This window comes from Paraburkholderia phymatum, from assembly GCF_038900715.1.
GTDB classification, from domain to species: domain Bacteria; phylum Pseudomonadota; class Gammaproteobacteria; order Burkholderiales; family Burkholderiaceae; genus Paraburkholderia; species Paraburkholderia phymatum_A.
This window is the reverse complement of record NZ_JAYMRZ010000008.1, coordinates 173,659-200,084: the sequence shown is the minus strand read 5'-3', so window position 1 is coordinate 200,084 and position 26,426 is coordinate 173,659. Positions and strand designations below refer to the sequence as shown.

Genomic DNA, 26,426 nt, shown 5'->3' with positions numbered 1-26,426 from the left:
GCCATGCCGATCAGGAACGAAGGGCCGCTGCTCGAACTCGAGCACCTGCGCGTGACGTTCGGCGATACGGTCGCGGTGAACGATGTGTCGCTCGCGATCGCGCGCGGCGAGCGGGTCGCGCTGGTCGGCGAATCCGGCTCGGGCAAGAGCGTGACGGCACTGTCGATCCTGCGCCTGCTGAACGACGCGCAGACGAGCGGGACGATCCGCTTCAACGGCGAAGACCTGCTCGCGAAGAGCGAGCGCGAGATGCGCGGGCTGCGCGGCTCGGACATCGCAATGATCTTCCAGGAGCCGATGACAGCGCTCAATCCGCTGTACACGATCGGCGAGCAGATCGCGGAAACCATCGTGCTGCACGACGGCGTGCCCGCGAACGAGGCGCGCAAGCGCGCCGTCGTGCTGCTCGAACGCACGGGCATCACCGAGCCGGGCAAGCGCGTGAACAGCTATCCGCATCAGCTGTCGGGCGGACAGCGGCAGCGCGCGATGATCGCGATGGCGCTCGCGTGCCGTCCGCGCCTGCTGCTTGCCGACGAACCGACGACGGCGCTCGACGTGACGATCCGCGCGCAGATCGTCGAGCTGCTGCTGGAACTGCAGCGCGACGAAGCGGAAAAGCGCGGGATGGCCGTGCTGCTGATCACGCACGACCTGAACCTCGTGCGGCACTTCGCGCAGCGCGTCGCGGTGATGGAGAAGGGCGTGCTCGTCGAAAGCGGGCCCGTCGAGACGCTTTTCACGTCGCCGCAGCATCCGTACACGCAACGCCTGCTGCAAAGCCGTCCGGAACGCACGGCCGTGCCCGTGCTGCCGATTTCGCTCGTGCTGCTCGATGCGCGCGATGTCTGCGTCGACTTCAAGACGAAGCTGCCCGGCTTCGCAGGCTGGTTCCGCTCGGGCCGCTTTCGTGCTGTCGCCGACGCGACGGTGTCGGTGCGGCAGGGGGAGACGCTCGGCATCGTCGGCGAATCCGGCTCGGGAAAATCTACACTCGCGATGGCGCTGCTCGGCCTGCAACGCACTGCGCACGGCGCGATCGAGTTTCAGGGCCGGGCGCTTGGCAGCTATCGGGGCCGTGATCGGACAGCGCTGCGCTCGAACATGCAGGTCGTCTTTCAAGACCCTTTTAGTTCGCTTTCGCCGCGGCAGACGATCGAGCGGATCGTCGGCGAAGGGCTTGCGCTGCATCGGCCGCAGCTTGGCGCCGACGCGCGGCGCGACAAGGTGGTTGCCGTGCTGCGCGAAGTCGGCATCGACCGCACGGCGCTGCACCGCTATCCGCATGAATTCTCGGGCGGACAGCGCCAGCGCATTGCGATTGCGCGCGCGCTCGTGCTCGAGCCACGCATCCTGATTCTCGACGAGCCGACCAGCGCGCTCGACGTCTCGATCCAGCAACAGGTGTTGAAACTGCTCGCCGGTTTGCAACGCAAATACAACCTGGGTTTCGTGTTCATCAGCCACGATCTGGCCGTCATCGGGGCGATGGCGCATCGGGTCGCGGTGATGCAAAACGGGGAGGTCGTCGAGTCGGGCGATGTGGAGCGGATCTTTGCCGAACCCACGCACCCTTACACGCGAAAACTCTTGAAAGCGGCGTTTACGAGCTGACATTCGCCAATTGGGTGCGACGAGTCATTGTATTTTTCTATTTGTTTTGACATGTGAATACTTAATGGCTAGTATCGACCAAACTTTTTCCTAGCCTGTTGATTTTCAGGCAAAAACTACTGCAACAACCGATACCAACCACCAGACCAATGCAGCACCGACACCTAACCCAGGCATGCACGCGCGTTGTCGCCGGGATGTTCATTGGCGTACTGATGGCCGCGGCTCCCGGCGCTTTTGCCGATGAAGTAAGCAGCTTTAACCAGAATGCCTCATATTCGACCGGTTCCGCGTCGAATTCCGTGTCCTTCACCACACAAGCCGCGCAAAACTCCAGTTCGAATTCCGAGAGCGGCGCCCGTTCGTTTCTGTCAGGCGTTGCCGGCAAGGCGGGCGACGTCGTCGTCGGCGCGCTGAACATGATCGGCGTGCGCTACCGTTGGGGCGGCGATACGCCCGATTCGGGCCTCGATTGCAGCGGGTTCGTCCGCTACGTGTTCCAGGATACGCTGGGCATGGCGCTGCCGCGCCGCGCCGAAGAGATGAGCCGCGTCGGCGAGAAGGTGCGCGTCGCCGATCTGAAGCCGGGCGATCTCGTCTTCTTCAACACGATGCGCCGCACGTTCTCGCACGTTGGCATCTACATCGGCGACAACAAGTTCGTGCATTCGCCTTCGACGGGCAGCACGATCCGCGTCGACGATCTGGATAGCGGTTACTGGGAAAAGCGCTTCACGGGCGCGCGCCGCATCGAAACGTCAGTGCCGCAGCAGCAGGAACTGCGTCAGCGCGTGAGCGCGACGCTCGGCAACGGTAACTAAGGCGATCGTCCGTCAGTCCATCAGCCAGTTTCATGCAAAAGGCCCGCTTCGAAAGAAGCGGGCCTTTTTGTTTTCCGGCTTAGCGATTCCTTGCTAGATCTGGGCGGGGCAGTGACTGGCGCCCGCATCCGGCAGCAGGCGCCTTTTTCAGCCGCGGTCAGGCGGTCGCGCGTGCCGCCGCCAGCTTGCTGATCAACTCGGGCGCGATGCGCGCAGCGGCTTCCTCGCCAGCAAGGATCGCAGCGTTCCGCTGTCCGAAGTCGGTGCCGCTCATCGCATTCAGGTTCGGACGAATCACGACGTCGGCGTATTTGTCGAGTTCGTATGCCTTGATCGTCTGACCCATGATCGTGAACGTCTGCATCAGGATATCGAACGAACTTTCCGTGACGGCCGTCTCGGGCCGCGCCGAGATATCGACGGCAATCACGAAGTCCGCGCCCATCTTGCGCGCGAACGACGCGGGCACCGGGCTGACGAGGCCGCCGTCGACGTATTCGTGGCCGCCGATCTTCACCGGCTCGAACACCGACGGCACGCTCGACGACGCGCGTACCGCAATGCCCGTATTGCCGCGCTGAAAGAGAATCGGCTGGCCCGTTTTCAGATCCGTTGCGACGACGCCGAGTGGCTTCGCCATCTTCTCGATAGGGCGGTTGTCGAGCGTGCGGTTCAGATAGTTTTGCAGCGCGACGCCTTGCAGAAAGCCACGGGTGCGGAACGGCATCGCCCAGTCGCTGATCGACGCTTCGTCCATCGTCAGCGCCAGCTTGTTGAGCGCGAAGCCGTTCAGGCCCGATGCGTACAGCGCGCCGACTACCGACCCGGCGCTCGTCCCGCACACCAGATCGATTTTGATGTTGCGCGCCTCCAGCGCCTTGATCACGCCGATATGCGCGAAGCCGCGCGCGGCGCCGCCGCCGAGCGCGAGCCCGACGCGCAACGGGCGCTGCGGCTTGATGATTGGCGGCGGAGGATTGTTCGATGCCGTGCTCGGTGTCGGCGTGACGTTTTCGGGCTTGCTGCCCGTCGACGCGCAAGCGGAGAGGACAGCGGAGGCCGCGGCAATCGAGAAAGTGCGGCGGGACAGACGTGGCGATGACGGTTTCAACGAGTTCTCCAGCGACGGCGCCGGCGTCCCTATGAATGCGTCGCGCCGCGTGTCTTGCAAAGATGATCGCCGATGGCGATCGTCGCGCGCTGCGTCGATGCGGATAGCGGCGCGCGCACATCATAATGCAAAGCGATCATGCCGCGACAATCCGTTGAAGCCGGTCGAGGGAATCGTCTACAGATGCGGCGTCACGTGTTCTGCGCCCGCCTTTGTCCGAGCGCGCGGCCAGGTGGATATGCCGTCGGCGGGTATAATTTCGGCTCTCTCTTTTTCAATCGTGTCCGCACCGAGCCAGCCGTTGAAATCAGCTGCTGTTGCCCGTGTCAGGCGCGAACCGTTTTCGTTGCCGCGCCCCGGTTTCGATGTCCGCCGGCGCCGGCGTCCGTCTTCGAGTTACCACACATGACCACTCCCGTTCGTACCCGCTTCGCACCGAGCCCAACCGGCTTTATTCACCTGGGAAACATCCGCTCTGCGCTGTATCCGTGGGCGTTCGCGCGCAAGATGAAGGGCGTGTTCGTGCTGCGTATCGAGGATACCGACGTCGAGCGCTCGACCGAGCAGTCCGTCGACGCGATTCTCGAAGGCATGCAATGGCTCGGCCTCGACTACGACGAAGGTCCGTTCTACCAGATGCAGCGCATGGATCGTTACCGCGAGGTGCTCGCGCAGATGCGGGCGCAGGGGCTCGTGTATCCGTGCTACATGTCGACGGAAGAACTCGACGCGCTGCGCGAGCGTCAGCGCGCAGCGGGCGAAAAGCCGCGCTACGACGGCACATGGCGTCCCGAGCCGGGCAAGGTGCTGCCGACGCCGCCCGCCGGCGTCGAGCCCGTGCTGCGCTTTCGCAACCCGCTGACGGGCGTCGTCGCGTGGGACGACGCGGTGAAGGGGCGCGTCGAAATCTCGAACGAGGAACTCGACGATCTCGTGATCGCGCGTCCGGACGGCACGCCGACCTATAACTTCTGCGTGGTTGTCGACGACCTGGACATGAAGATCACGCACGTGATTCGCGGCGACGATCACGTCAACAACACGCCGCGCCAGATCAATATCCTGCGCGCGCTCGGCGCCGAGCCGCCCGTCTATGCGCACCTGCCGACGGTGCTGAACGAGCAGGGCGAAAAGATGAGCAAGCGTCATGGCGCGATGAGCGTGATGGGCTATCGCGACGCGGGCTATTTGCCAGAGGCCGTGCTGAACTATCTCGCGCGGCTCGGCTGGTCGCATGGCGATGCCGAGATCTTCTCGCGCGAGCAGTTCGTCGAATGGTTCGATCTCGAGCATCTGGGCAAGTCGCCCGCGCAGTACGACCACAACAAGCTCAACTGGCTGAACAACCACTACATCAAGGAAGCGGACAACGCTCGCCTTGCTGAACTGAGCAAGTCGTTCTTCGCGACGCTCGGGATCGACGATGCGACGCTCGCAAAGGGCGCGGATCTCGCGGCCGTGATCGCGCTGATGAAGGATCGTGCGTCGACGGTGAAGGAGATCGTGGACAACGCCGCGATGTTCTATCGCGAGCCCCAACCGGACGCGGAAGCGCTCGCGCAGCATGTGACGGACGCGGTGCGCCCCGCGCTTGCCGATCTGGGCGCTGCGTTGAAGACCTGCGACTGGACGAAGGAGGGGATCGCCGCCGCGTTGAAGGCGACGCTCGGCGCGCACAAGCTGAAGATGCCGCAGATCGCGATGCCTGTGCGCCTGCTGGTCGCGGGCACGACGCATACGCCTTCGATCGACAGCGTGCTGATGCTGTTCGGACGCGACGTCGTCGTGAGTCGTATCGAAAAGGCGCTTGCGTGAACGTCGCTCAGGCATAAGCTGGATGGGTCGAAGAAGCCGCGCCGTATGCACGACGCGGCGTCGCAGAAAAATTGCGCGAATCGACTCAAGAGGTATTTACAAAGCGAAAAATGCTCTCTACAATCTCGCTTCTGTTCTGCAAGGGGGTATAGCTCAGCTGGGAGAGCGCTTGCATGGCATGCAAGAGGTCAGCGGTTCGATCCCGCTTACCTCCACCATCAGAACAGAGTGAAGTCGTTTCGGTTAGCAGCCGGAAGCTGTAGCAAAAAAGACTTCACAAGCAGTAGTAGAGCAGTTAGAATAGCGGTCTTCGCTGCTGATGAATGAAGTTAGCAGCAAGAACGAGACAGATCTGAAAAGATTATGTCCCCTTCGTCTAGAGGCCTAGGACATCACCCTTTCACGGTGAGTACAGGGGTTCGAATCCCCTAGGGGACGCCAAATACTGGCGTTGCTTGATGAGATTCAAGTGATGCGCTTGCGAGAAGTAACCGACGCTCGCAAGTCAGGTAGCAAGACTGGAGTGGTAGTTCAGTCGGTTAGAATACCGGCCTGTCACGCCGGGGGTCGCGGGTTCGAGTCCCGTCCACTCCGCCAGATTAAGCCCGTTCGGTGAGCGGGCTTTTTCGTTAAAGGTGTAAGCAGTAGTGTGTGAAGTACGTTGTCCCCTTCGTCTAGAGGCCTAGGACATCACCCTTTCACGGTGAGTACAGGGGTTCGAATCCCCTAGGGGACGCCAGATACTGGCGTTGCTTGATGAGATTCAAGCGATGCGCTTGCGAGAGCTAACCGACGCTCGCAAGTCAGGTAGCAAGACTGGAGCGGTAGTTCAGTCGGTTAGAATACCGGCCTGTCACGCCGGGGGTCGCGGGTTCGAGTCCCGTCCGCTCCGCCAGAAACATGAAGCCCGCTGAATAGTCAGCGGGCTTTTTTGTTTTTGCACGCAATGATTGTGTGCTGCATCCGTCACGCCGCTCGCATCGCTGTCGGGCAAACAGCCATTGCCAGCGCGTCCCGCCTGTCTTAACGTTGTGCGGACCGACCCTTTCGTCTCCGCGCGATGCTCGACCCGACCGACGATCCGTCTCCCTTCTACTTGCGCAAGGCCAGCATGGACGACTTCCAGTTCGCCGAGGCGCTGACGCGCAACAACATGGGTGGGTATTACCGTCGCCATCACCTCGTGTGGCGCAGCGACCTGTTTCTGGCGAGCTGGCGCGAGTCGGAAAACTTCATTCTCGAAGTGGACGGCGAACGTATCGGCGTGCTGCGCATCACCGAGGAGGGCGACTCGCTGCACATCCGCGATGTGCAGATTGCCGAAGGCCACCGGCGACGCGGCGCGGGCACGTACCTGCTGAATACGTCGCATCGCTGGGCGCGGGCTCGGGGGCTGTCCGAACTTCAACTGCGCGTGTTCGTCGATAACCCCGCCGCGCGTCTCTATCAACGGATGGGCTATCGGCTCGCGGGCCCGCGTCTCGCGCAACTGGGTTCGATCCGGCATATGGCGCGGCGCGTCTGAGGGCGTCAGCGGCGCTCTATCCTGTCGACCGATCACGAATCGCGATCGACGCTCGCGTTCAGCCAGCCGTCGAGTTCTGCACTCGCATCGACGTGCGGCCCTCGTCCGCGCGCTCACATCGAAGCATCGTCATCTTCATCGCGCTCCGGCTCGTCGCGCCGGTGCTCCGCGCCGCGCAACATGAACGCTCGCGGACTCTCTCCGAACGCACGCCTGAACATCGCGGAAAACGCGCTCTGGCTTTGGTACCCCAACTCGCGTGCGACATGCGATAGCGGACGCCCCTGGCTGAGCAACGGAATCGCGCGGGCGAGCACGGCCTGCTGACGCCATTGCGAAAAGCTCACGCCCAGTTCCTGCCGAAAGAGCCGCGCGATCGTGCGCGTGCTCGCGCCGACCGTCGACGCCCAACGCTCCAGCGAGTCGGCATTCGCGGGATCGGCGAGCACCGCTTCGCACAATGCGCGCAGACGCTTTTCCGTCGGCATCGGCACGGACAAAGGCAGCGGCTGCGAGCGCGTGATCTCGTCGAGCGCGAGCGAGCCGAGCAGCCGCTCGCGGTCGGGCTGCAGGCCGGGCGTATCGAGTGCGGCAATCACTTCGCGCAGCAGCCCCGATACCTCGACGACGCGGCACGTATCCAGCCCCGCCGGCACGGCCGCCTCGTTCACGTAGAGCGTGCGCAGAAACGCTTCTTCGACGATCACCACTTCGTGCAGCACATAAGGCGGCACCCAGATCGCACGCGACGGCGGCACCATCCACGTGGTGCCGAACGTGCCGACGCGAAGTACGCCGCGCGATGCATACGCGACCTGCGCCCACGCGTGCGTGTGCCGCGCGATGCGCACGCCCGCAGGCATCGGCCGCGAGCGCACGCGGATGGGATGCGTCGGCGTTGGCGCGAATTCGGGCGGAATGTCGGCGAAATCGACGCGTGTCGATAGCTCAGTCGGGGCTTTCGCGGCAGCGGGCGGCGTTGAACGGGCGGCTTCGGTCATGACGTAATGGACTGGACTGCGAGGCTGGACGGCAGGGCCGGACGACGGCGCGGGTCGGGCCACGCGATGCATGTCATTGTAGGGTCCTGCGCGTCGTCGCGGCATTAGCCGAACGGCCGATGGGACATCGTAAAAATGGCGCGGCATAATGCACCGGATTCGTTTTCGTCAGGGGACGCTTATGAACTTCGCAACTGCAGATCTGTGTGATGCGCATGAAGACCAGCTGGCCGCGGGCACGTTGCGCGTGCTCGATCCCGTGTTCAGCCGATTCGGCCGCGCGGCGCGCTTCGGCGGCGAGGCCGTCACGCTGAAGGTATTCGAAGACAACACGCTGGTGCGCGCGACGCTCGAAGAAAAGGGAGCGGGGCGCGTGCTGGTGATCGACGGAGGCGGCAGCCTGCGCTGCGCGCTCGTCGGCGGCAACCTGGGCAAGATCGGCGAGAAGAACGGGTGGGCAGGCATCGTCGTGTTCGGCTGCGTGCGCGATGCGCTCGAACTCAACGAGTGCAATATCGGCATCGTTGCGCTCGCGACGAATCCGCAGCGCAGCCAGAAGCGCGGTGGCGGCGAGCGCGATGTGCCCGTGCGGCTGCCGGGATCGGTAGTGCGCCCGGGTGAATGGGTCTATGCGGATATCGACGGCGTGCTGATCGCGAGCGCATCGCTCGCGTGACCGTGACGGCGGCACGCAAGTCTGATTTGATCGAGGATAGTGAACGGATGCAAAACGTCTTTGTGTATGGCACCTTGCGTGCCGGCGAAATCAACGACATCGGCGCCGCGGCGGCGCGCAACGACATCGCGGCGCCCACGCTGGTCGGTTCGGCCACCGTGCGCGGGCGTCTCTTCGACTTCGGCGCGTATCCGGGTTTCGTTCCCGATGACGCAGGCATTCATGTGCAAGGGGATGTCTACGAAATCGACGACGGACTCGTTGCGGTGCTCGATGAGATCGAGCAGGTGTATCCGGGTGTCGAGGGGCTGTTCGTGCCGCGTGAAGTGACCGTCGACGTCGAAGGCGCGCCCATCACGTGCCGCTACTATCCGGTGCAGCGCGAGGCCGTCAAAGGATTGCCCGAGATCCGTTCGGGCGACTGGGTTGCGCACCGGCGTTCGAACGGGCGTTAATCGGAAGAGGCGGGCGGCGGCGTTCGTTGCGCGCGCATCGCGTCTGTAAAGCTCGAAGCGGCAAGCGCGTCGGCGAAAAAGAACGGCCCAGCAGGCATGACGCCCGCCAGGCCATTCCCGGTCGGTCAACCGTCGAGCTATCGCGTCGAGCGCCTGGCGGAAAGGCCGCAAGCAGCGGCTAACCGGCGGCACGCATCGCAATGCTCAGAGTTCTTCAGAGTTCTTCGTAAAGCGGCAGAGTCAGGAATTCGGTGAAGTTTTCCGACGTCGACATCTCGCTGAAGATTTGCGCCGCGCGATCATAAGGCTTCGTATCGCCGGAAATCGCGGCCTTCACCTTGTCGAGTTCCTGCGCCGTCAGTTCGCGCACGAGATCGGCCGTCACCTTGCGTCCGTCTTCGAGCTTGCCCTTCGGCGAACGAATCCACTGCCAGACCTGCGATCGCGAAATTTCCGCCGTCGCCGCGTCTTCCATCAGGTTGTGAATCGGCACGCAACCATTGCCCGCGAGCCATGAACCCAGGTAGTGAATGCCGACGTTGATGTTGTAGCGCAGGCCCGCTTCCGTGATGGGCGCTTCGGGGCGGAAGTCGAGCAGGTCCTTGCCCGTCACCTGTACGTCGGCGCGCTGCTTGCCAATCTGGTTCGGCTTGTCGCCGAGCACCTTGACGAACTCTTCCATCGCGATGGGCACGAGACCCGGGTGCGCGACCCAGCCGCCGTCGTAACCGTCCGTCGCGTCGCGCGCCTTGTCGGAGCGAACGCCGGCCATCGCTTTCTCGTTTGCGGCCGCGTCGTTCTTGATCGGAATCAACGCGCTCATGCCGCCGATCGCCGGCGCGTTGCGGCGGTGGCACGTCTTCAGCAGTTGCAGCGCATAGGCGCGCATGAACGGCACCGTCATCGTGATTTGCGAGCGATCCGCGAGGCAGAAGTCCTTGTCGTTCTTGAACTTCTTGATCGCCGAAAAGATGTAGTCCCAACGTCCGGCGTTCAGACCTGAGCTGTGTTCGCGCAACTCGTACAGGATCTCATCCATTTCGAACGCGGCCAGGATCGTTTCGATCAGCACGGTTGCGCGAATCGTGCCGCGCGGCACGCCGACGGCTTCCTGCGCCGCGATGAAAATGTCGTTCCACAGACGCGCTTCGAGATGGCTTTCCATCTTCGGCAGATAGAAGTAAGGGGCCGTGCCTCGCGACAGTTGCTCTTTCGCGTTGTGATGCAGGAACAGCGCGAAATCGAAGATGCCGCCCGACACGCGCTGGCCATCGACGCTCACGTGCTTCTCGTCGAGATGCCAGCCGCGCGGACGCACGATCAGCGTCGCGATCTTGTCGTTCAGCTTGTACGACTTGCCGTTTTGCTCGAGCGAGATCGTGCGGCGCACGGCTTCGTTCAGGTTGATGTGACCGGTGATCTGGTTATCCCAGCTCGGCGCGTTCGAATCCTCGAAATCGGTCATGTACGAGTCCGCGCCCGAGTTCAGCGCGTTGATGATCATCTTGCGGTCGACGGGACCCGTGATCTCGACGCGGCGGCATTGCAGATCCTGCGGCAGAGGCGCGATCGTCCAGTCGCCTTCGCGGATGCTCTGCGTTTGCGCGAGAAAGTCGGGGCGCTCGCCGGCGTCCAGACGTTTTGCGCGCTCGGCACGCGCTTTCATCAACTGCTGGCGGCGCGGCTCGAACGTGCGGTGCAGGCTGGCGACGAGTTCGAGCGCTTGCGGCGTGAGAATGGTCTCGAATCCGGGCTTGATCTCGCCCGTGATGTTCATGCCCTGCGGCAGCGACAGCGTGTTCGCCATGATTTCTCCTTGGTCGGTCAGTTTTAAAGATGCTTGTTGATGCAATTGCAATGCGTCGTCTCAATAGAGTGCGGGGCGTGTCGTCATGCGCCAGGGCTGTGGCGCACGCGCTTGCTGCCTGTCTCCCGTATGCCCGCTTTCTCTGCTTTCTCAGATGGCGCGAGGTTGTCGATAAACGCAATCAGTTCGCTCATGCTCCTGCCCGTGCCATGCGGCGCGACGCCCAGTTCCTCGGCGGGCGCACCCTGGCGGTTGAGCCAGAAGACCGTGTAGCCGAACCAGTTCGCGCCGTTCGCGTCCCAGCCGTTCGACGACACGAACACGATCTCGCGCGCGCTCGCGCCGAACGCCTGTGTGCCGAGCGCGTAGCTCGCGGGCGCCGGCTTGAACGCGCGCACGGCATCCACCGAAAGCACGTGATCGAACACGTCTGCCATGCCCGCGCTTTTGACAGCGATGTCGAGCATCTGCGGATTGCCGTTCGAGAGAATCGCGAGACCGATCTGCGCGGCGCTTTCCATGGCACGCATGCCGCGAAGCTGCCGCAGCGCGGGCAGCACGTCGGGAAACGCGGAAAGACATGCGTACTCGTCCATCAGGCGCTTTTCGCCGGACGCGTTCAACGCGAGGCTCAGCTTGCGCGCGGAGAAGCGCAGTGCGTCGAGCGTGATGTTCCAGAACGGCTGGTAGCGGGCACCAGCCGGGTCGGACAGCGTGCGCAACTGCGCGTATTCGATCTGCTTTTGCCGCCACAACTGCGAAAGCGCATCGCCGCGGCCGGGGAACATCTGCTCCGCCGCAGCAACGACGGAATGCACGTCGAACAACGTGCCGTACGCATCGAAAATCACTGCCTTGGGGAAGAGTGTGGTTGTGGCCGACATTGCCATGCGCTCCATTCAGAGGTCGGTTCGATTCTATTCGTGACGGCTTGTGCTTAAAAAGACTCTAAAGATCACTTGATCTTTTACTTTCATCAACCTAATCTGACGCGCATCACCTAATTCGTGCGCGATCGATGCGCCCAGTCATTCGCAGATGGACCGCTTCAAGCAGATCGAGACTTTCGTGACCGTCGCGGCGCGCGGCAGCCTGTCTGGGGCCGCGCAGGCCGAAGGCGTCGCGCCCGCGATCATCGGCCGCCGCATCGACGCGCTCGAAGAGCGCCTCGGTGTGAAGCTGCTCGTGCGCACGACTCGCCGCATCACGTTGACCTACGAAGGCTCGGCGTTTCTCGAAGACTGTCAGCGCATCATTCACGACATGCAGAACGCCGAGGCCAGCGTATCGGCAGGCGGTGTCAAGGCCAGCGGCCATTTGCGCGTGACGGCGCCGGCCGGTTTCGGCCGCCGGCATGTCGCGCCGCTCGTGCCGACGTTCACCGTCGCGCATCCGGACGTGACGATTTCTCTCGATCTGTCCGATCGCATGGTCGATCTGGTTAACGAAGGATTCGACTGTGCGATACGGCTGGGTGAATTGCCCGATTCGTCGCTGGTGTCGTTGAGGCTGGGTGAGAACAAGCGAGTGTGCGTCGCGTCGCCCGCCTATCTGGCGCGTCGTCCCGCGCCGCAGACGCTCGCCGATCTCGCGCATCACAACTGTCTCGCGCTCGGCGCGAGCGCGAACCAGCAGCGCGGCTGGATGTTCCAGCAGGGCGACAAGGTCGTGACGATCAAGGTGTCGGGCACGATGGAATGCTCGGACGGCGCGGTGCTGCACGAGTGGTGTCTCGAAGGCTATGGACTCGCGTGGCGTTCGTGGTGGGAAGTCGGCATGGATATCGCGGCGGGGCGCCTCGTCAGCGTGCTCGACGAATTCGCCGCGCCGCCCATCGGCATCCACGCAGTGTTTCCGCAACGGCGTCACCTTCCGTTGCGCGTACGACTTTTCCTCGACTTTCTCAAGCATACGTACGGCGATCCGGCGTATTGGGGTTGATTTCGGCGTGTACAAAGCCGCAAGCAGAACGTCAGAGCCCGCGCGGGTTTCCGATATGCGGACATGCCCGCACGCGCCCGTTGCACGACATTTCGGCGCACTACAATCGTTTTGACGGCCTGCCGTGCCGCTTCGCTGCCGGCGCGGCGCAGGCGATTCGAAACGCATGAGCGCACGCATCGGCGCGCTCGTGACGATGCACAGCGGCGAGCGGCAACCGGGCGTTTTCCACACCTGCAGTCGACGACGGAGGGCACCATGTTCAAGCACATCCTCGTACCGACCGATGGTTCGGATCTGTCGAAAAAAGCGATCGACGGTGCGATCGATCTCGCTCAGGCAGTCGGCGCGCGCGTCACCGCGTACGCGTGCCTGCCGCAATATCCGTACTCGCCGTTTTCCGAAGTCGTGATCGAACCGCCCGTCGACTTTCAGGACCGCAGCGAGCGCGAAGCGCGTCAGCATCTGCAGGAGGTCGAGGAGGCCGCGCGCGGCGCGGGTGTCGAATGCACGAGCCAGACGAGCGTGCATCCATCGCCGTATCTGGGCATCATCGAAGCGGCCGAGCAGGGTGGCTGCGATGTGATCTTCATGGCGTCGCATGGGCGGCGCGGACTCGGCAGTCTGCTGATCGGCAGCGAGACGCAGCGCGTGCTCACGCATACGAAAATTCCGGTGATTGTCTATCGATAGCGCGCGTTGTCTGCCCATGTTCCTGGCGCTTAACGGGCCTTCTGCCGGGCAGTTCGCGAAGTTCGCGTTCTTGACTCAGGATGTCTGAAAGGACACGCGCCAGCGGATAGCCGGCGCGCGTATTTCCAATTTGCATCGGCGCGTGGTGCGTGCCGACTTTGCTACCGTGTTGTATCTCTCAGGTTCGTCGCATCCGCATTCGGACGGCCTTCAGCGGCCGTCCGAACCGGGTAGGGAAGCGACCCTCTGCGGGGCCGTTTTTCACGATGCTGCGTGCGAAAGGCGCATATCTTCGGCCGTTGAAGCCGCTGACGTCAGACGACGTCAGCCTGTTCAGGCGACCTTCTTGTTGTCGAAGAACTGCTCGTCTTCCGTCGAGCCGTGCAGGGCCGTCGTCGATGCTTCGCGCTCGACCGTCTGCGTGACGGCATCGAAGTAACCCGTGCCTACTTCGCGCTGGTGCTTCACAGCCGTGAAGCCCTTCTCGGCGGCGGCGAACTCGGCCTGCTGGAGTTCGACGAACGCGCTCATCTGCTGACGCGCATAGCCGTGCGCGAGGTTGAACATCGAGTAGTTCAGCGCGTGGAAGCCGGCGAGCGTGATGAACTGGAACTTGTAGCCCATCGCGCCGAGTTCCTTCTGGAACTTCGCGATAGTCGCGTCGTCGAGGTTCTTCTTCCAGTTGAACGACGGCGAGCAGTTGTACGACAGCATCTTGCCCGGGAATTCCTTGTGGATCGCCTCGGCGAATTTCTTCGCGTATTCGAGATCCGGCTTGCCCGTCTCGCACCAGATCAGATCGGCATACGGCGCGTACGCGAGACCGCGCGACACGGCCTGCTCGAGGCCCGGCTTCGTGCGGAAGAAGCCTTCGATCGTGCGCTCGCCCGTGAGGAACGGCTTGTCGTTGTCGTCGACGTCGGACGTGATCAGGTCGGCGGCTTCCGCGTCGGTGCGCGCGATCAGCACGGTCGGCACGCCGCACACGTCGGCGGCGAGACGCGCGGCCGTCAGCTTCGCAACGTTCTCGCGCGTCGGCACGAGCACCTTGCCGCCCATGTGGCCGCACTTCTTCACGGAAGCGAGCTGGTCTTCGAAGTGCACGCCTGCCGCGCCCGCTTCGATCATCGCCTTCATCAGCTCGAACGCGTTCAGCACGCCGCCGAAACCGGCTTCGGCGTCGGCGACGATCGGCGCGAAGTAGTCGATATAGCCTTCGTCGCCCGGATTCTTGCCTTCCGACCACTGGATCTGGTCAGCGCGCGTGAGCGTGTTGTTGATGCGCTTCACGACGAGCGGCACCGAGTTCGCCGGATACAGCGACTGGTCCGGGTACATTTCGCCCGCCACGTTGGCGTCGCCGGCGACCTGCCAGCCCGACAGATAGATGGCCTTCAGGCCGGCCTTGACCTGCTGCATCGCCTGGTTGCCCGTCAGCGCGCCGAGCGCGTTGACGAACGGCTCTTCCTTCATGCCGTTCCACAGCCGTTCGGCGCCGCGACGCGCGAGCGTGTGCTCGGGTTGCAGCGAGCCGCGCAGGCGCACGACGTCTTCCGCCGTGAAGCCGCGCTTGATGCCTTTCCAGCGGCTGTCGGTTTCCCACTGTTGTTGAAGTTGCTTTGCCTGTTCGTTACGCGACATGGTGTACTCCTTTTTGCCTGAAGAGGGGTGCGGTGGACTCGTGACTTCCACGAAGCGAGGGCTGCCGGAGGCATCTCGTTGGGTGAAGTCTTATATAAGAGTCTAGGCAAAAGGCGTCGGCCGGAACAGACATCACCAAGGCTTTTTCGGCGATTTTTATTCTTTATTTTTCAACGGGTTGTCTGTTACGTTTCGCATTGAGAAACGAAATTTTCCATCTTGCAACAGCCGTTCTTGTGCTACGCAGCACGATTTTTTACGACGCAAAAAAATTTTTCGCATCGTGAAACGTCAGCTGGGGCGTAAAAAAACCGACGCCGGGGCGTCGGTTCTTCATGTCTGGCTGTTCTCGTCCGCCTGTGTCAGACGTTCGAGAGCCCAAACGCAAGCGGTTTAGTCGCCGCGGCGCGTGTTGCGCGGGCCGTCGTTGCGGCGTGCGCCGTAGCCGCTGTCACGCGAATAGCCGCCTTCGCGGTTGCCACGGTAGCCTTCGCTGCGATAACCGTCGCGCGAGCCGCCGTCACGCGAGCCGCCCGCGGGCCGGTTGTTGCCCCAGCTACGGCCGCCGTTGCCGCCTTCGCGCGCACCGTAGCCGCCGTTGCCTTCACGTGCGCCATAGCCGCCGCCATTGCCGTTGCCGTCGCGCGAGCCGTAGCCCGGCTTGCCGCCGAAGCGTCGGCCGCCGTTGCCGTTGCCGCCCGGACGGCCACGGCCGCCGAAGCCGCCGCGGCCGTTGGCCGGCGGCGCCTTGCGCGGCTCGAAGCCTGCGATCACGTTGACGGGCAAGGGTGAGCGCACGAAGCGCTCGATGCGCTTCAACGCGCCCTGTTCGGCGTGATGCACGAGGCTCACCGCGATGCCCGAGCGGCCCGCGCGGCCCGTGCGGCCGATACGGTGCACGTAGTCCTCGGCGAACTTCGGCAGGTCGTAGTTGAACACGTGCGTGATGCCGGGGATGTCGATACCGCGAGCCGCGACGTCGGTCGCAACCAGCACGCGCACGCGGCGCTCGCGCAGCGCGCGGATCGTCCGGTTACGCGCGCCTTGCGGCAGATCGCCGTGCAGCGCAGCCGATTCGAAGCCTGCGTCGGCGAGACGGCCGGCCAGCATGTCGGCGTCGCTCTTGGTCGCCGTGAAGACGATCGCCTGGTCGAGGCCGGCGTCACGCAGCAGATGGTCGAGCAGGCGATCCTTGTGATCGCGGTCGTCGACGTAGTGCACGGTCTGCGCGATGTTCGTGCGCTGTTCGATGCGCTGGACGATCTCGATGCGCTCCGGGTCCTTCAGCAGACGGCCCGTCAGCGAGCCGATCTTGCCGTCGAGCGTCGCCGAGAACAGCATCGTCTGGCGCGTGGCGGGCGTCGCGGCGACGATCGTCTCGATGTCGTCGATGAAGCCCATGTCGAGCATGCGGTCGGCTTCGTCGAGCACGAGCATCTGCAACTGCGACAAATCGATGCGGCCGCGTTCCAGATGGTCGAGCAGACGGCCCGGCGTGGCGACGAGAATTTCGGGGTTCTTGGCGAGCAGCATCAGTTGCTGGCCATACGCGACACCGCCGAGGATGCTGACGGTGCGCAGGCGGCGCAGGTGCTTGCCGTAGGTCGAAGCGGCCGTCGTGACCTGCATCGCGAGTTCGCGGGTCGGTGTGAGGACCAGCAGGCCCGGACGCGCGACGGGCATCGGACGGCGGCCGCGACCACCGCCATTGTTCTCGCGCGGCTCACGCGGCTGATTGGCTTGCGTCTTTTGCAGCTGGGCGAAACGCTCGATGGCGGGCAGCATGAACGCAGCCGTCTTGCCCGAACCCGTCGGGCTCGACACCAGAAGGTCGCGGCCAGCGATGCCAGCGGGAATCGCGCGCTGCTGAACGGGGGTCGGCGTCTTGTAGCCGGCTGCCGTCAGCGCGGAGACGATCTCCGCCGACAGACCCAGCTCAGCGAACGTCGGGCCTTCAGCTTCGGGGGCTTGCACGGCCGTGTCGGGCGTGTCGAGACCGAGGGCTTGATCGGCGATGGCGTTCAGCGGGCTGGTGGTATTGCTCGAAGTCATGAGAATCCTTGAAACATGGGAAATAACACGTCGGCGCCAATCGGCATACCCAAGTCGTCGGATTCAGCGAGCAAAGAAGCAGCGAGCAAATCGAAAAACGGGGGCAACTCGCGACAATGAAGGCGAGTTTCTCGTTAGAAGCTGTATCGAATGCGACACGCCGGAATTGGCTTGCCGCCAGCCTGGACTTGACGGCCCGTGGGGCCTTGCAGGAGGGGACAGGTTCTAAACTGGATTGGAGCAAAACGCTACGAGGCGCTTTTTCCGCCAAAGCGGTGAAGCGCAGACCGCATTATATCGATATTTGCTGCACTGCGCCACCACTAAGACTCGTCTCAACGAAAGCCGCCGATTCGTAAGAAGGATCGGCGGCTTGCTCTGCCGGTCTCGGTATCGATCAGGCCTCGGTACCGTTCCTGAGCGACTCGACGAGTTCGACATATTGCTGTTTCGCCGAGTCGGGCGCAGTGCCTTGCAGCGCGGCCCAGGCGTCGTACTTGTACTTGCCGACGATATCGGTGAAGCCGGGCTTGTCGCCGTGCACGTCGCCGTCGGTGGCCTGCTTGAAGAGCGCGTACAGGCGCAGCAGCGTGAGGTTGCCCGGACGCTCCGGCAGTTGCTTCACATCTTCCTGTGCCTTCAAGAAGAGACCGTCCACGTCGCTCATCAGATCCTCCATGCTTTTCGAGATAGGGCGTCGATCATAGCAAGCGACACCCGGCGCGCGGCCCTGCGAAGCTGGAGCGATCCTTCCAAACGCGGCGCCTGGCAGGCCGGGTCGCGTTCGCATCCGGCGACGCTGGGCGCCGCATTACAATAGCGGTCATGACGAAAACCGTGCTGCTTGCCCTCGATACTTCGACCGAATTTTGCTCGGTCGCCCTGTTGTCCACTGAATCGGCCGATGACACTTCATCGGCCGAAGAGGCGGACGCGTCTGCTCCCGAACCGCGCGTCTGGGTGCGCCATGAATCGACGGGCGCTGTCTCCAGCACGCGGCTGCTTCCCGCCATCCGCGAACTGTTCGACGAAGCGGGCCTCGCGCTCGCCGACTGCAACGCGATCGCGTTCGGCGCCGGGCCTGGCTCGTTCACGGGCTTGCGCACCGCGACGGGCGTCGCGCAAGGACTCGCGTTCGGGTTGAATTGCCCTGTGGTGCCCGTCGGCACGCTGCTCGCGTGCGCCGAGAGCGCGCGCCGGCGCGACCCGTCGGCCACGCGCGTGCTTGCCGCGCTCGATGCGCGCATGGACGAGGTCTATTGGGCCGACTACGCGTGGGATGACGACACGCGCGAGTGGCGCACGGTCCATTCCGCCGCGCTCGGCTCGCCCGACGCGCTCGACTTGCCGGACCAGCCGTTCGCGCTGGCCGGCAATGCCGCGGCGGCGTTCGGCGATCGTCTGAAGGCGGCGAGCGTCGCGCGAACCGTCGATCACGAAGCCGTGCCCCACGCGCTGCCGATTGCATTTGCGGCGCTGCGCGCGTTCCGCGCGGGCCGCGCGCTGCCCGCCGACCAGGCGGCGCCCGAGTACATCCGCGACAAGGTCGCGCAGACCACGGAAGAGCGCATGGCCGCGAGGGCCGCGCAGCACGCGCAAACGGCAGCGTCGGCGTCATCGTCGTCATCGACACAGACCGCGCACAGTGCCGAGGGCGAGGGCACGCGATGAGCGGCGTGCTGCTGGCGGACCGCTATATGTCGCCGATGACGGAGGGCGACCTCGACGAGGTCGCGGCTGTCGAAAAGCTCGCCTATGAATTTCCGTGGAGTCGCGGTAATTTCGAAGACTCGCTGCGTAACGGCTACTTCGGCATATGTCTGCGTCACGTGACGGGCACGCTGATCGGCTATTGCGTGCTGATGCCCGTCGTCGACGAGATGCATCTGCTGAACCTGTGCGTCGCGCCCGCCGCGCAGCACGCGGGCGCGGGCCTTGCGCTGTTGCGCGAAGCCGTCCGGGTGACGCGCAGTGAAAGGCTCGCCGGAATGCTGCTCGAAGTGCGGCCGTCGAACCATCGCGCGATCAAGCTGTACGAGCGCTTTGGCTTTGCGTCGATTGGGCGCCGCAAGAATTATTATCCGGCGCGGCATCGCAGCCGGGAGGACGCCATCGTGATGCGTTTCAGTTTCGAGAAGGAGGGCGCAGATGGCGCTGCATGAATCCGCGCTGGAAGAACTCGGCCTCGCGCCGATGTGGATGCGCCGTGGGGGCGCACAGCACGCGGCGACGGTTGATGACACGCAATCGCAGGCGGAAAACGCCGATGCTGTGACTCGTGCGGCGACGAGCGCCGATGTGGAGGCCCGCGGCGAAGATGTGGCCGTTCGAACCGCTGCCGCGAGTGGCGGCAACGGCGACGACGACGGCAACGAAGTGGCCAGCGCCGCTGTCTCGCACGACGCAAACGAACCGCAAGCGGAGCGGCAACATACGCCCTCGTCACGCCGCGAAACAACGCCGGACGAAGCAAAAAGGGCGATGCCGCAGCCAGCCCGCCGTGCGTCCGCGCCCGACACGGAAGCAGCGCCGCCCGACGACGACTTCGCATGGTTCGACGACCTTCCCACCGAACCGCCGTCGCACGCCGAAGCGCAAGTCGCCCGCCAGGCGCTAACTGCCGTCGACACGCTCGACTGGAACGCGCTCGAAGAACGCGTGTCGGCGTGCGAGCGCTGCCGCCTCTGCGAGAAACGCACGAACACGGTATTCGGCGTCGGCGACCGCGAGGCCGACTGGATGCTGATCGGCGAAGCGCCCGGCGAAAACGAGGACAAGCAGGGCGAGCCGTTCGTCGGCCAGGCGGGCAAGCTGCTCGACAACATGCTGCGCTCGCTCGGTCTTGCGCGCGGCATGAACGTGTATATCGCCAACGTGATCAAATGCCGCCCGCCCGGCAATCGCAATCCGGAGCCGGACGAAGTCGCGCGCTGCGAGCCGTATCTGCAACGGCAGGTGGCGCTCGTGAAGCCGAAGCTGATCGTCGCGCTCGGCCGCTTTGCCGCGCAGAGTCTGCTGAAGACGGAAGCGAGCATTTCGTCGCTGCGCGGACGCGTCCACGAGTACGAGGGCGTGCCCGTGGTCGTCACGTACCATCCGGCGTATCTGCTGCGCAGCCTCGGCGACAAGGCGAAGTCGTGGCAGGACCTGTGTCTCGCCCGCGATGCCTGGCACAGTGCGTCGCCGCACGACACGCCGGCGGACGCGTCGAAATGATGGACGCCGCGGGGCCGACCGCTTCGTTCGAGGCGCCATCGACGGCCCGGCTCGATGCGCTGTCCGACGCCGCCGTGCGCGACATCGCGTGGCTCCTGTTCAGCCCTGATCTGTTGCGCTCGCAACCGCCGTCCGGCGTGCTCGCCACGCCGTTCGAATCGCCCGATGCAGCAGCCGCGACCATCGACTGGCTCGACGCGCAAGACGCCGATCCCGCCGCGTTGCACCGGCATATCGCGGCCGCGCGCGTGACGCGCCTCGGCCGCTACGCGGAGTGTCTGCTCGCGTGGTTCCTGACGCACGGCCCGGCCGCGCGGCTGGTCGCGGCGAACGTGCCGCTGCGGCGCAAAGGCATCACGCTAGGCGAATGCGATTTTCTCGTCGAAACGCCGATGGGCCGGCGGCTGCATTGGGAACTGGCCGTCAAATGCTATCTGCACGCGGGCGACGGCCGCGCGGAACTTGCCGATTACGTGGGCCCGAATCTGCAGGACCGCTTCGATCTGAAGCTCGCGCATCTGCTCGATCATCAGTTGCGGCTGAGCGCGCGCGAGGAGTTTGCGTCGCTGGGCCATCGCGGGCCTTGGGACGCGCAGATGTTCGTCAAGGGCTGGCTCTTCTATCGCAACGGCGCGAACGAGCGCGATCCCGCCGAAATCGATCCCGCGCATGCGCGCGGCTGGTGGTCGACGCAGGCCGACTGGCCGTCGTTTTCCAGCGGCCATGCGGATGCGTGGATCGTGCTGCCGAGGCTCGAATGGCTTTCGCCGCGCATCCACGACAGCCGGCACGCGGCGAGCTTCGTTTCAGCCAATACGCTCGCGCAGCAGCTGATGCAGCAGACGGCGCCGACGATGGTCGCCGCATTCGTCGGGAATGCAGAGGGACATTGGGTCGAGCGTTCGCGCGGCTTCATCGTGCCCGACGACTGGCCCGAGCGGGCACAAGCGTTTGCGCGGCAGCCGACGCGTCAGGCGTGACGCAAATCGACGCGTGAAGCTTCGACGCCTGAAGCCGCGCGGCTACCGTCCCGCTGCTACCACCAACGATAGAAGTGATGCACTGGTCCGACGCCATGGCCGACGTCGAGCCGGCTGCTCTGTTCGAGCGCGCCCGTCAGATAAGCCTTTGCATCGGCGACGGCGCTTGCGAGATCGTCGCGCTGCGGAATCAATGCCGCGATCGCCGACGACAGCGTGCAGCCCGTTCCGTGCGTGTTCTTCACCGGCACGCGCGGGCCGGCGAGACGCATCGTGCCGCTGTCCTGGATGAGCCAGTCGGGGCTGTCGGCGGCGGCGAGATGGCCGCCCTTCATCAGCACCGCGCGCGCGCCGAGCTTGCGCAGCGCTTCGCCCTGATCGACCATCGCGGCCTCGTCGGTGGCGCTTGGCGTGCGAAGCAGCGCGGCGGCTTCCGGCAGATTGGGCGTCAGCAGATCGGCGAGCGGCAGCAGTTCGTCGCGCACGGCATCGACGGCTTCGGGCGCGAGCAACGCATGATTGCTCTTCGAGATCATCACGGTGTCGAGCACGACATGCTTCGGCTGGTGGCGGCGCAGCGCGTCGGCGACGGCGCGCACGATCGACGCGTTGGCCAGCATGCCGATCTTCACGGCATCGATGCGGATGTCGTCGAACACGGCGTCCAGCTGCGCGACGACGAACGCGGGATCGGGCGTGTGAATCGCCGTCACGCCGCGCGTGTTCTGCGCCGTCAACGCAGTGATCACGCTCGCGCCATACACGCCGAGCGCCGAGAAAGCCTTGAGATCGGCCTGAATGCCGGCGCCGCCGCCGGAATCGGAGCCGGCGATCGTCAGGACGTTGGGAATCGGTCGGGTCATGGAAAAACCTGGAAAGCCTGAAAAGCGAAGGGCGCGTGCGCGCCCTCGGACGATGCTCGGTCAACGCGCAGTCGACGCCCGGTCAAAAGCGCAATCAAAGCGCGATCAAAGCGCAATCAAAGAATAATACGCAGCGGATCTGAAACGGGTCTCAGTGCCGCGCTTCGCCAATCAGCGATACCGAATCAAACGCGCGCTGGTTCGCCAGATGGCGGCGCATCACGAGCCACATCATCACGCAGACGAAGGTGCCGAACAGCACGATCACGACGGTGACGGGCACGTCGAGCCACACGAGCACGGCGTAGAGACACAGCATCACGAGCACGGACAGGTTTTCGTTGAAGTTCTGCACGGCGATCGAATGGCCCGCCGACAGCAGCACGTGCCCGCGATGCTGGAGCAGCGCATTCATCGGCACGACGAAGAAGCCCGACAGCGCTCCGACGACCATCAGAAAGGCATAGGCGAAAATCAGATAGCCGGGGATGTGCACCCTGCCGTAGTACACGCCCCAGTGAGCCGGAAACAGATGCTTCGTATAGAAGGCCATCAGCATCACGGCGATTCCCATGATGATGCCGACAGGCAGCACCGTCAGCGACTTCTTCAGCGGCACGCGCGCGGCGGCGATCATCGCGCCCGCCGCGACGCCGACGGCGACCACGGCCTGTAGGATCGCGCCTTCCGACAGCGACATGCCGAGCGACACTTCGGCCCATTTCAGCACGATGAACTGCAGCGTCGCGCCCGCGCCCCAGAACAGCGTCGTGACGGCGAGCGATATCTGTCCGAGCTTGTCGCGCCAGAGTACGAGAAAGCAGTCGGCGAAATCGGTGATGAGCTTGATCGGCCCATGCTGCTGGCGCGGATAGCGGGCGCCCGTGTCGGGGATGCGCAGATTGAAGAGCGCCGCGATCACGTAGATCAGGATGATGATGAGCATCGCCGCTTCGGCGGGCGTATGGATTGAGTGGGGTGTGTGCTTGATGATGTGCGACGCGATGTGCGGGCTGATCAGCGCGCCGCCGAGCACCGTGCCGAGAATGATCGAGCCGACCGTCGTGCCTTCTATCCAGCCGTTTGCGGCGACGAGGCGGTCAGGCGGCAGCAGCTCGGTGAGAATGCCGTACTTCGCGGGCGAGTACGCGGCGGCGCCGAAGCCGACGATGCCATACGCGAAGAGGGGATGCGCGCCGACCAGCATCGCCACGCAGCCGACCACCTTGATCGTATTGGTCACGAACATCACGCGGCCCTTCGGGCGCGAGTCCGCGAAGGCGCCGACAAAAGCCGCGAGCACGACGTACGACAGCACAAAAAACAGCTTGAGCAGCGGCGTCATCCAGTTCGGGGCGTGAAGGTCTTTCAGCAGTGCAATAGCAGCGATCAGAAGCGCATTGTCGGCCAGCGAGGAAAAAAACTGCGCGGCCATGATGGTGTAAAAACCTTTTTTCATCTGATGCGATGCTGTCCTCGCTGCGGTCCGTCCGCCCCGGCCGTCAGTGGCGCGTCCGGGCTTATTCCGTTCGAAATGGGTTGTGCGCACGGCTTTATATCACGAAAATAGACAAATCCCGACTAGCAGTATCCTTGATCGCATTGTCACGTCAGCCTCCGAAGTGTTGAAAACGCACTGTAAGCTCCTGATTCGACAGTGTCTTTACGAAAAAATCCCATGCCGCGCCCAGTCTCAGCCACTATTCACACCGCCGCTCTCGCCAATAACCTCGCAGTTGCACGCCGTTATGCGCCAAAGTCCAAGATCTGGGCCGTCGTCAAGGCGAATGCCTACGGTCACGGTCTCGCCCGCGCCTTTCCGGGACTGCGCGCAACCGATGGCTTTGGTTTGCTCGACCTCGAAGAGGCGGTGAAGTTGCGCGAATTGGGCTGGGCCGGCCCGATTTTGTTGCTCGAGGGCTTTTTCCGGCCGACGGATATCGACGTCATCGACCGCTATAGCCTCACGACGGCGCTGCATTCGGACGAGCAGTTGCGCATGCTGGAAATGGCGCGGCTGTCGAAGCCCGTCAATATCCAGCTGAAAATGAACACCGGCATGAACCGGCTAGGCTACACGCCCGACAGGTTCCGCGCAGCGTGGGAGCGCGCGCGGGCGTGCCAGGGCGTCGGCCAGATCACGCTGATGACCCACTTCTCGGACGCGGACAGCGAGCGCGGCATCGCTCACCAGATGGAAGCGTTCGAGCGCGGCGCGCAGGGCATCGCGGGCGCGCGCAGCCTCGCCAATTCGGCGGCGACGCTGTGGTATCCGGAAGCGCATTTCGACTGGGTGCGGCCGGGCGTGATGCTGTACGGCGCGTCGCCGTCGGGCGTCAGCTCCGCGATCAAGGACACGGGCCTGCAGCCCGCGATGACGCTCGCCTCCGAACTGATCGCCGTGCAGACGCTGTCGGAAGGCAGCACGATCGGCTACGGCTCGATCTACACGGCGCGCGCAGGCATGCGCATCGGCGTCGTCGCGTGCGGCTATGCAGACGGCTATCCGCGCATAGCGCCCGAAGGCACGCCCATCATCGTCGACGGCATCCGCACGCGGATCGTCGGACGCGTGTCGATGGACATGATCACCATCGACCTCTCGCCGTGCCCGCAGGCGAACGTCGGCTCGCGCGTCGAGATGTGGGGCGCGCAACTACCCGTCGACGACGTCGCGCAGGCATGCGGCACGATCGGCTACGAGCTGATGTGCGCCGTCGCGCAGCGCGTGCCCGTGCGCGCCGAATGATCGTCACCGGCTCATGACGTAACGAACAGCGACATAACGAATAACCACGCGTGACAAAACAAGTTGGCTAAACAGAAAACGTTGTACACCTGCACGGAATGCGGCGGGCAGGCGCCGAAGTGGCAGGGCCAGTGCCCGGCGTGTCACGCGTGGAATACGCTCGTCGAGACGGTCGCGGAATCGCCTGCCGCGCATCGCTTTCAGTCGCTCGCGAAAAACCAGCCCGTGCAGCGGCTCGCGGATATCGAGGCGTCGGACGTGCCGCGCTTCTCGACGGGCGTCGGCGAGTTCGACCGCGTGCTGGGCGGCGGACTGGTGGCGGGCGGCGTCGTGCTGATCGGCGGCGATCCGGGCATCGGCAAGTCGACGCTGCTTTTGCAATCGCTTGCCCAGATCGCGAGCGAGCGGCGCGCGCTCTACGTGAGCGGCGAGGAATCGGCTGCGCAGATTGCGTTGCGCGCGCAACGGCTGTCGCTGCTCGAGCCGGGTTCGCACGCAAGCGAGCTGAAGCTGCTAGCCGAAATCCAGCTCGAAAAGATTCAGGCGACCATCGCCGAAGAAAAGCCGGACGTCGCCGTCATCGACTCGATCCAGACCATCTACTCGGAAGCGCTCACGTCCGCGCCGGGTTCCGTTGCGCAGGTGCGCGAGTGCGCGGCACAACTGACGCGCGTCGCCAAGCAGTCGGGCACGGCCATCATCATGGTCGGCCACGTGACGAAAGAGGGCAACCTCGCGGGCCCGCGCGTGCTCGAGCATATCGTCGATACCGTGCTGTACTTCGAAGGCGATACGCACTCGTCGTTCCGGCTCGTGCGCGCGTTCAAGAACCGCTTCGGCGCCGTCAACGAACTGGGCGTGTTCGCGATGACGGAGCGCGGTCTGCGAGGCGTCGCGAATCCGTCGGCGCTGTTTCTGTCGCAGCACGAGCAGATCGTGCCGGGCTCGTGCGTGCTCGTGACGCAGGAAGGCACACGGCCGCTGCTCGTCGAAGTGCAGGCGCTCGTCGACACGGCGAACGTGCCGAATCCGCGCCGGCTCGCCGTCGGCCTCGAACAGAACCGGCTCGCGATGCTGCTGGCCGTGCTCCATCGTCACGCGGGCATCGCCTGCTTCGATCAGGACGTGTTCCTGAACGCGGTGGGCGGCGTGAAAATCAGCGAGCCCGCCGCCGACCTCGCCGTGCTGCTCGCGATTCACTCGTCGATGCGCAACAAGCCGTTGCCGAAAGGACTGATCGTGTTCGGCGAAGTTGGCTTGGCGGGCGAGATCCGTCCGTCGCCGCGCGGCCAGGAACGTCTGAAGGAAGCCGCGAAGCTCGGCTTTTCGATTGCGTTGATTCCGAAGGCCAACGCGCCGAAGCAAGCCATCGACGGACTGCAGGTGATCGCTGTCGAGCGCATCGAGCAAGCCATTGACCGCATGCGCACACTCGAATAATTGGCGTCAGACACCGCCGGATCGCG

23 protein-coding genes and 5 tRNA genes are annotated in these 26,426 nt (G+C 64.2%); 19 read left to right on the top strand and 9 right to left on the bottom strand.

The window, feature by feature from the left end:
• The first annotated feature begins 3 nt into the window (after nucleotides 1-3).
• Nucleotides 4-1,614, top strand: a complete 1,611-nt coding sequence (locus VSR68_RS17155; RefSeq protein WP_342941080.1) for a dipeptide ABC transporter ATP-binding protein — start codon at nucleotides 4-6, stop codon at nucleotides 1,612-1,614.
• 149 nt (nucleotides 1,615-1,763) lie between these two features.
• Nucleotides 1,764-2,435: a C40 family peptidase gene (locus tag VSR68_RS17150; RefSeq protein ID WP_342940982.1), complete on the top strand. Its 672-nt coding sequence runs from the start codon at nucleotides 1,764-1,766 to the stop codon at nucleotides 2,433-2,435.
• Nucleotides 2,436-2,592: 157 nt separating this feature from the next.
• Here VSR68_RS17150 and VSR68_RS17145 read toward each other — a convergent pair whose 3' ends face one another.
• The gene (locus VSR68_RS17145; protein ID WP_428983522.1) at nucleotides 2,593-3,606 is read right to left on the bottom strand and encodes a patatin-like phospholipase family protein; all 1,014 of its coding nucleotides are present in this window, start codon (nucleotides 3,604-3,606) and stop codon (nucleotides 2,593-2,595) included.
• A 345-nt stretch (nucleotides 3,607-3,951) separates the two neighbouring features.
• Between VSR68_RS17145 and gltX the strand changes: the two genes are divergently transcribed.
• The 7 genes from gltX (at nucleotide 3,952) to VSR68_RS17110 (ending at nucleotide 6,886) form a co-directional block, all read left to right on the top strand.
• Nucleotides 3,952-5,361, top strand: a complete 1,410-nt coding sequence (gene gltX, locus VSR68_RS17140; protein ID WP_342940980.1) for a glutamate--tRNA ligase — start codon at nucleotides 3,952-3,954, stop codon at nucleotides 5,359-5,361.
• A 142-nt stretch (nucleotides 5,362-5,503) separates the two neighbouring features.
• Nucleotides 5,504-5,579 (top strand) — tRNA-Ala (locus tag VSR68_RS17135).
• Nucleotides 5,580-5,726: 147 nt separating this feature from the next.
• Nucleotides 5,727-5,802 (top strand) — tRNA-Glu (locus tag VSR68_RS17130).
• Between the two features lie 79 nt (nucleotides 5,803-5,881).
• A tRNA-Asp gene (locus VSR68_RS17125) sits at nucleotides 5,882-5,958 on the top strand.
• Nucleotides 5,959-6,024: 66 nt separating this feature from the next.
• Nucleotides 6,025-6,100, top strand: a tRNA-Glu gene (locus VSR68_RS17120).
• 79 nt (nucleotides 6,101-6,179) lie between these two features.
• A tRNA-Asp gene (locus tag VSR68_RS17115) sits at nucleotides 6,180-6,256 on the top strand.
• Nucleotides 6,257-6,421: 165 nt separating this feature from the next.
• On the top strand, nucleotides 6,422-6,886 hold the full coding sequence (locus VSR68_RS17110) for a GNAT family N-acetyltransferase (RefSeq protein WP_090864827.1): 465 nt from the start codon (nucleotides 6,422-6,424) through the stop codon (nucleotides 6,884-6,886).
• Between the two features lie 113 nt (nucleotides 6,887-6,999).
• Here the strand turns inward: VSR68_RS17110 and VSR68_RS17105 are convergent, their stop codons facing one another.
• Nucleotides 7,000-7,887, bottom strand: coding sequence for a helix-turn-helix transcriptional regulator (locus tag VSR68_RS17105; RefSeq protein WP_342940979.1), 888 nt, complete (start codon nucleotides 7,885-7,887; stop codon nucleotides 7,000-7,002).
• A gap of 181 nt (nucleotides 7,888-8,068) precedes the next feature.
• Between VSR68_RS17105 and rraA the strand changes: the two genes are divergently transcribed.
• Nucleotides 8,069-8,563 (top strand): ribonuclease E activity regulator RraA, encoded by a 495-nt coding sequence (gene rraA / locus VSR68_RS17100; RefSeq protein WP_342940978.1) that lies wholly within the window; start codon nucleotides 8,069-8,071, stop codon nucleotides 8,561-8,563.
• A 47-nt stretch (nucleotides 8,564-8,610) separates the two neighbouring features.
• On the top strand, nucleotides 8,611-9,018 hold the full coding sequence (locus VSR68_RS17095) for a gamma-glutamylcyclotransferase family protein (RefSeq protein ID WP_342940977.1): 408 nt from the start codon (nucleotides 8,611-8,613) through the stop codon (nucleotides 9,016-9,018).
• Between the two features lie 214 nt (nucleotides 9,019-9,232).
• Here VSR68_RS17095 and aceB read toward each other — a convergent pair whose 3' ends face one another.
• Together aceB and VSR68_RS17085 are read right to left on the bottom strand one after the other, a co-directional pair.
• Entirely contained in the window at nucleotides 9,233-10,825 is a 1,593-nt protein-coding gene (gene aceB / locus VSR68_RS17090) for a malate synthase A (RefSeq protein ID WP_342940976.1), read from the bottom strand.
• Between the two features lie 83 nt (nucleotides 10,826-10,908).
• Nucleotides 10,909-11,709 carry a haloacid dehalogenase type II gene (locus VSR68_RS17085; protein ID WP_342940975.1) on the bottom strand — a complete coding sequence of 267 codons (801 nt, stop codon included), beginning with the start codon at nucleotides 11,707-11,709 and terminating at the stop codon, nucleotides 10,909-10,911.
• 154 nt (nucleotides 11,710-11,863) lie between these two features.
• On the opposite strand from VSR68_RS17085, the gene VSR68_RS17080 reads away from it, so the two are divergent.
• Both VSR68_RS17080 and VSR68_RS17075 read left to right on the top strand, forming a co-directional pair.
• Nucleotides 11,864-12,766 (top strand): LysR family transcriptional regulator, encoded by a 903-nt coding sequence (locus VSR68_RS17080; protein WP_087735403.1) that lies wholly within the window; start codon nucleotides 11,864-11,866, stop codon nucleotides 12,764-12,766.
• 258 nt (nucleotides 12,767-13,024) lie between these two features.
• Nucleotides 13,025-13,459 (top strand): universal stress protein, encoded by a 435-nt coding sequence (locus tag VSR68_RS17075; RefSeq protein ID WP_012400765.1) that lies wholly within the window; start codon nucleotides 13,025-13,027, stop codon nucleotides 13,457-13,459.
• 333 nt (nucleotides 13,460-13,792) lie between these two features.
• On the opposite strand, the gene aceA is transcribed toward VSR68_RS17075, so the two are convergent.
• The 3 genes from aceA to VSR68_RS17060 all read right to left on the bottom strand — a co-directional run bounded on the left by aceA (nucleotide 13,793) and on the right by VSR68_RS17060 (nucleotide 17,819).
• The gene (gene aceA / locus VSR68_RS17070) at nucleotides 13,793-15,100 is read right to left on the bottom strand and encodes an isocitrate lyase (protein ID WP_342940974.1); all 1,308 of its coding nucleotides are present in this window, start codon (nucleotides 15,098-15,100) and stop codon (nucleotides 13,793-13,795) included.
• A gap of 393 nt (nucleotides 15,101-15,493) precedes the next feature.
• A complete protein-coding gene (locus VSR68_RS17065; RefSeq protein ID WP_342940973.1) occupies nucleotides 15,494-17,152 on the bottom strand; it encodes a DEAD/DEAH box helicase in 1,659 nt (552 codons plus the stop codon).
• A 397-nt stretch (nucleotides 17,153-17,549) separates the two neighbouring features.
• Nucleotides 17,550-17,819 (bottom strand): acyl-CoA-binding protein, encoded by a 270-nt coding sequence (locus tag VSR68_RS17060; RefSeq protein WP_342940972.1) that lies wholly within the window; start codon nucleotides 17,817-17,819, stop codon nucleotides 17,550-17,552.
• 158 nt (nucleotides 17,820-17,977) lie between these two features.
• On the opposite strand from VSR68_RS17060, the gene tsaB reads away from it, so the two are divergent.
• The 4 genes from tsaB to VSR68_RS17040 are packed head-to-tail and all read left to right on the top strand — an operon-like array spanning nucleotide 17,978 to nucleotide 21,348.
• Nucleotides 17,978-18,823: a tRNA (adenosine(37)-N6)-threonylcarbamoyltransferase complex dimerization subunit type 1 TsaB gene (gene tsaB, locus VSR68_RS17055; protein ID WP_342940971.1), complete on the top strand. Its 846-nt coding sequence runs from the start codon at nucleotides 17,978-17,980 to the stop codon at nucleotides 18,821-18,823.
• Nucleotides 18,820-19,314: a ribosomal protein S18-alanine N-acetyltransferase gene (gene rimI, locus VSR68_RS17050; protein ID WP_087735398.1), complete on the top strand. Its 495-nt coding sequence runs from the start codon at nucleotides 18,820-18,822 to the stop codon at nucleotides 19,312-19,314. The genes tsaB and rimI overlap by 4 nt, the downstream gene beginning before the upstream one ends.
• Nucleotides 19,301-20,368 carry a uracil-DNA glycosylase family protein gene (locus VSR68_RS17045; protein ID WP_342940970.1) on the top strand — a complete coding sequence of 356 codons (1,068 nt, stop codon included), beginning with the start codon at nucleotides 19,301-19,303 and terminating at the stop codon, nucleotides 20,366-20,368. Before rimI ends, VSR68_RS17045 begins: the two co-directional genes overlap by 14 nt.
• Nucleotides 20,365-21,348: a DUF1853 family protein gene (locus VSR68_RS17040; protein ID WP_342940969.1), complete on the top strand. Its 984-nt coding sequence runs from the start codon at nucleotides 20,365-20,367 to the stop codon at nucleotides 21,346-21,348. Before VSR68_RS17045 ends, VSR68_RS17040 begins: the two co-directional genes overlap by 4 nt.
• Before the next feature lie 56 nt (nucleotides 21,349-21,404).
• Here VSR68_RS17040 and thiD read toward each other — a convergent pair whose 3' ends face one another.
• Together thiD and lplT are read right to left on the bottom strand one after the other, a co-directional pair.
• On the bottom strand, nucleotides 21,405-22,211 hold the full coding sequence (thiD, locus tag VSR68_RS17035) for a bifunctional hydroxymethylpyrimidine kinase/phosphomethylpyrimidine kinase (protein ID WP_342940968.1): 807 nt from the start codon (nucleotides 22,209-22,211) through the stop codon (nucleotides 21,405-21,407).
• 151 nt (nucleotides 22,212-22,362) lie between these two features.
• Nucleotides 22,363-23,670 (bottom strand): lysophospholipid transporter LplT, encoded by a 1,308-nt coding sequence (gene lplT / locus VSR68_RS17030; RefSeq protein WP_342940967.1) that lies wholly within the window; start codon nucleotides 23,668-23,670, stop codon nucleotides 22,363-22,365.
• Nucleotides 23,671-23,889: 219 nt separating this feature from the next.
• On the opposite strand from lplT, the gene alr reads away from it, so the two are divergent.
• Both alr and radA read left to right on the top strand, forming a co-directional pair.
• On the top strand, nucleotides 23,890-24,960 hold the full coding sequence (gene alr, locus VSR68_RS17025) for an alanine racemase (RefSeq protein WP_342940966.1): 1,071 nt from the start codon (nucleotides 23,890-23,892) through the stop codon (nucleotides 24,958-24,960).
• 63 nt (nucleotides 24,961-25,023) lie between these two features.
• Nucleotides 25,024-26,400: a DNA repair protein RadA gene (gene radA, locus VSR68_RS17020; protein ID WP_342940965.1), complete on the top strand. Its 1,377-nt coding sequence runs from the start codon at nucleotides 25,024-25,026 to the stop codon at nucleotides 26,398-26,400.
• The last annotated feature ends 26 nt before the right edge of the window (nucleotides 26,401-26,426 follow it).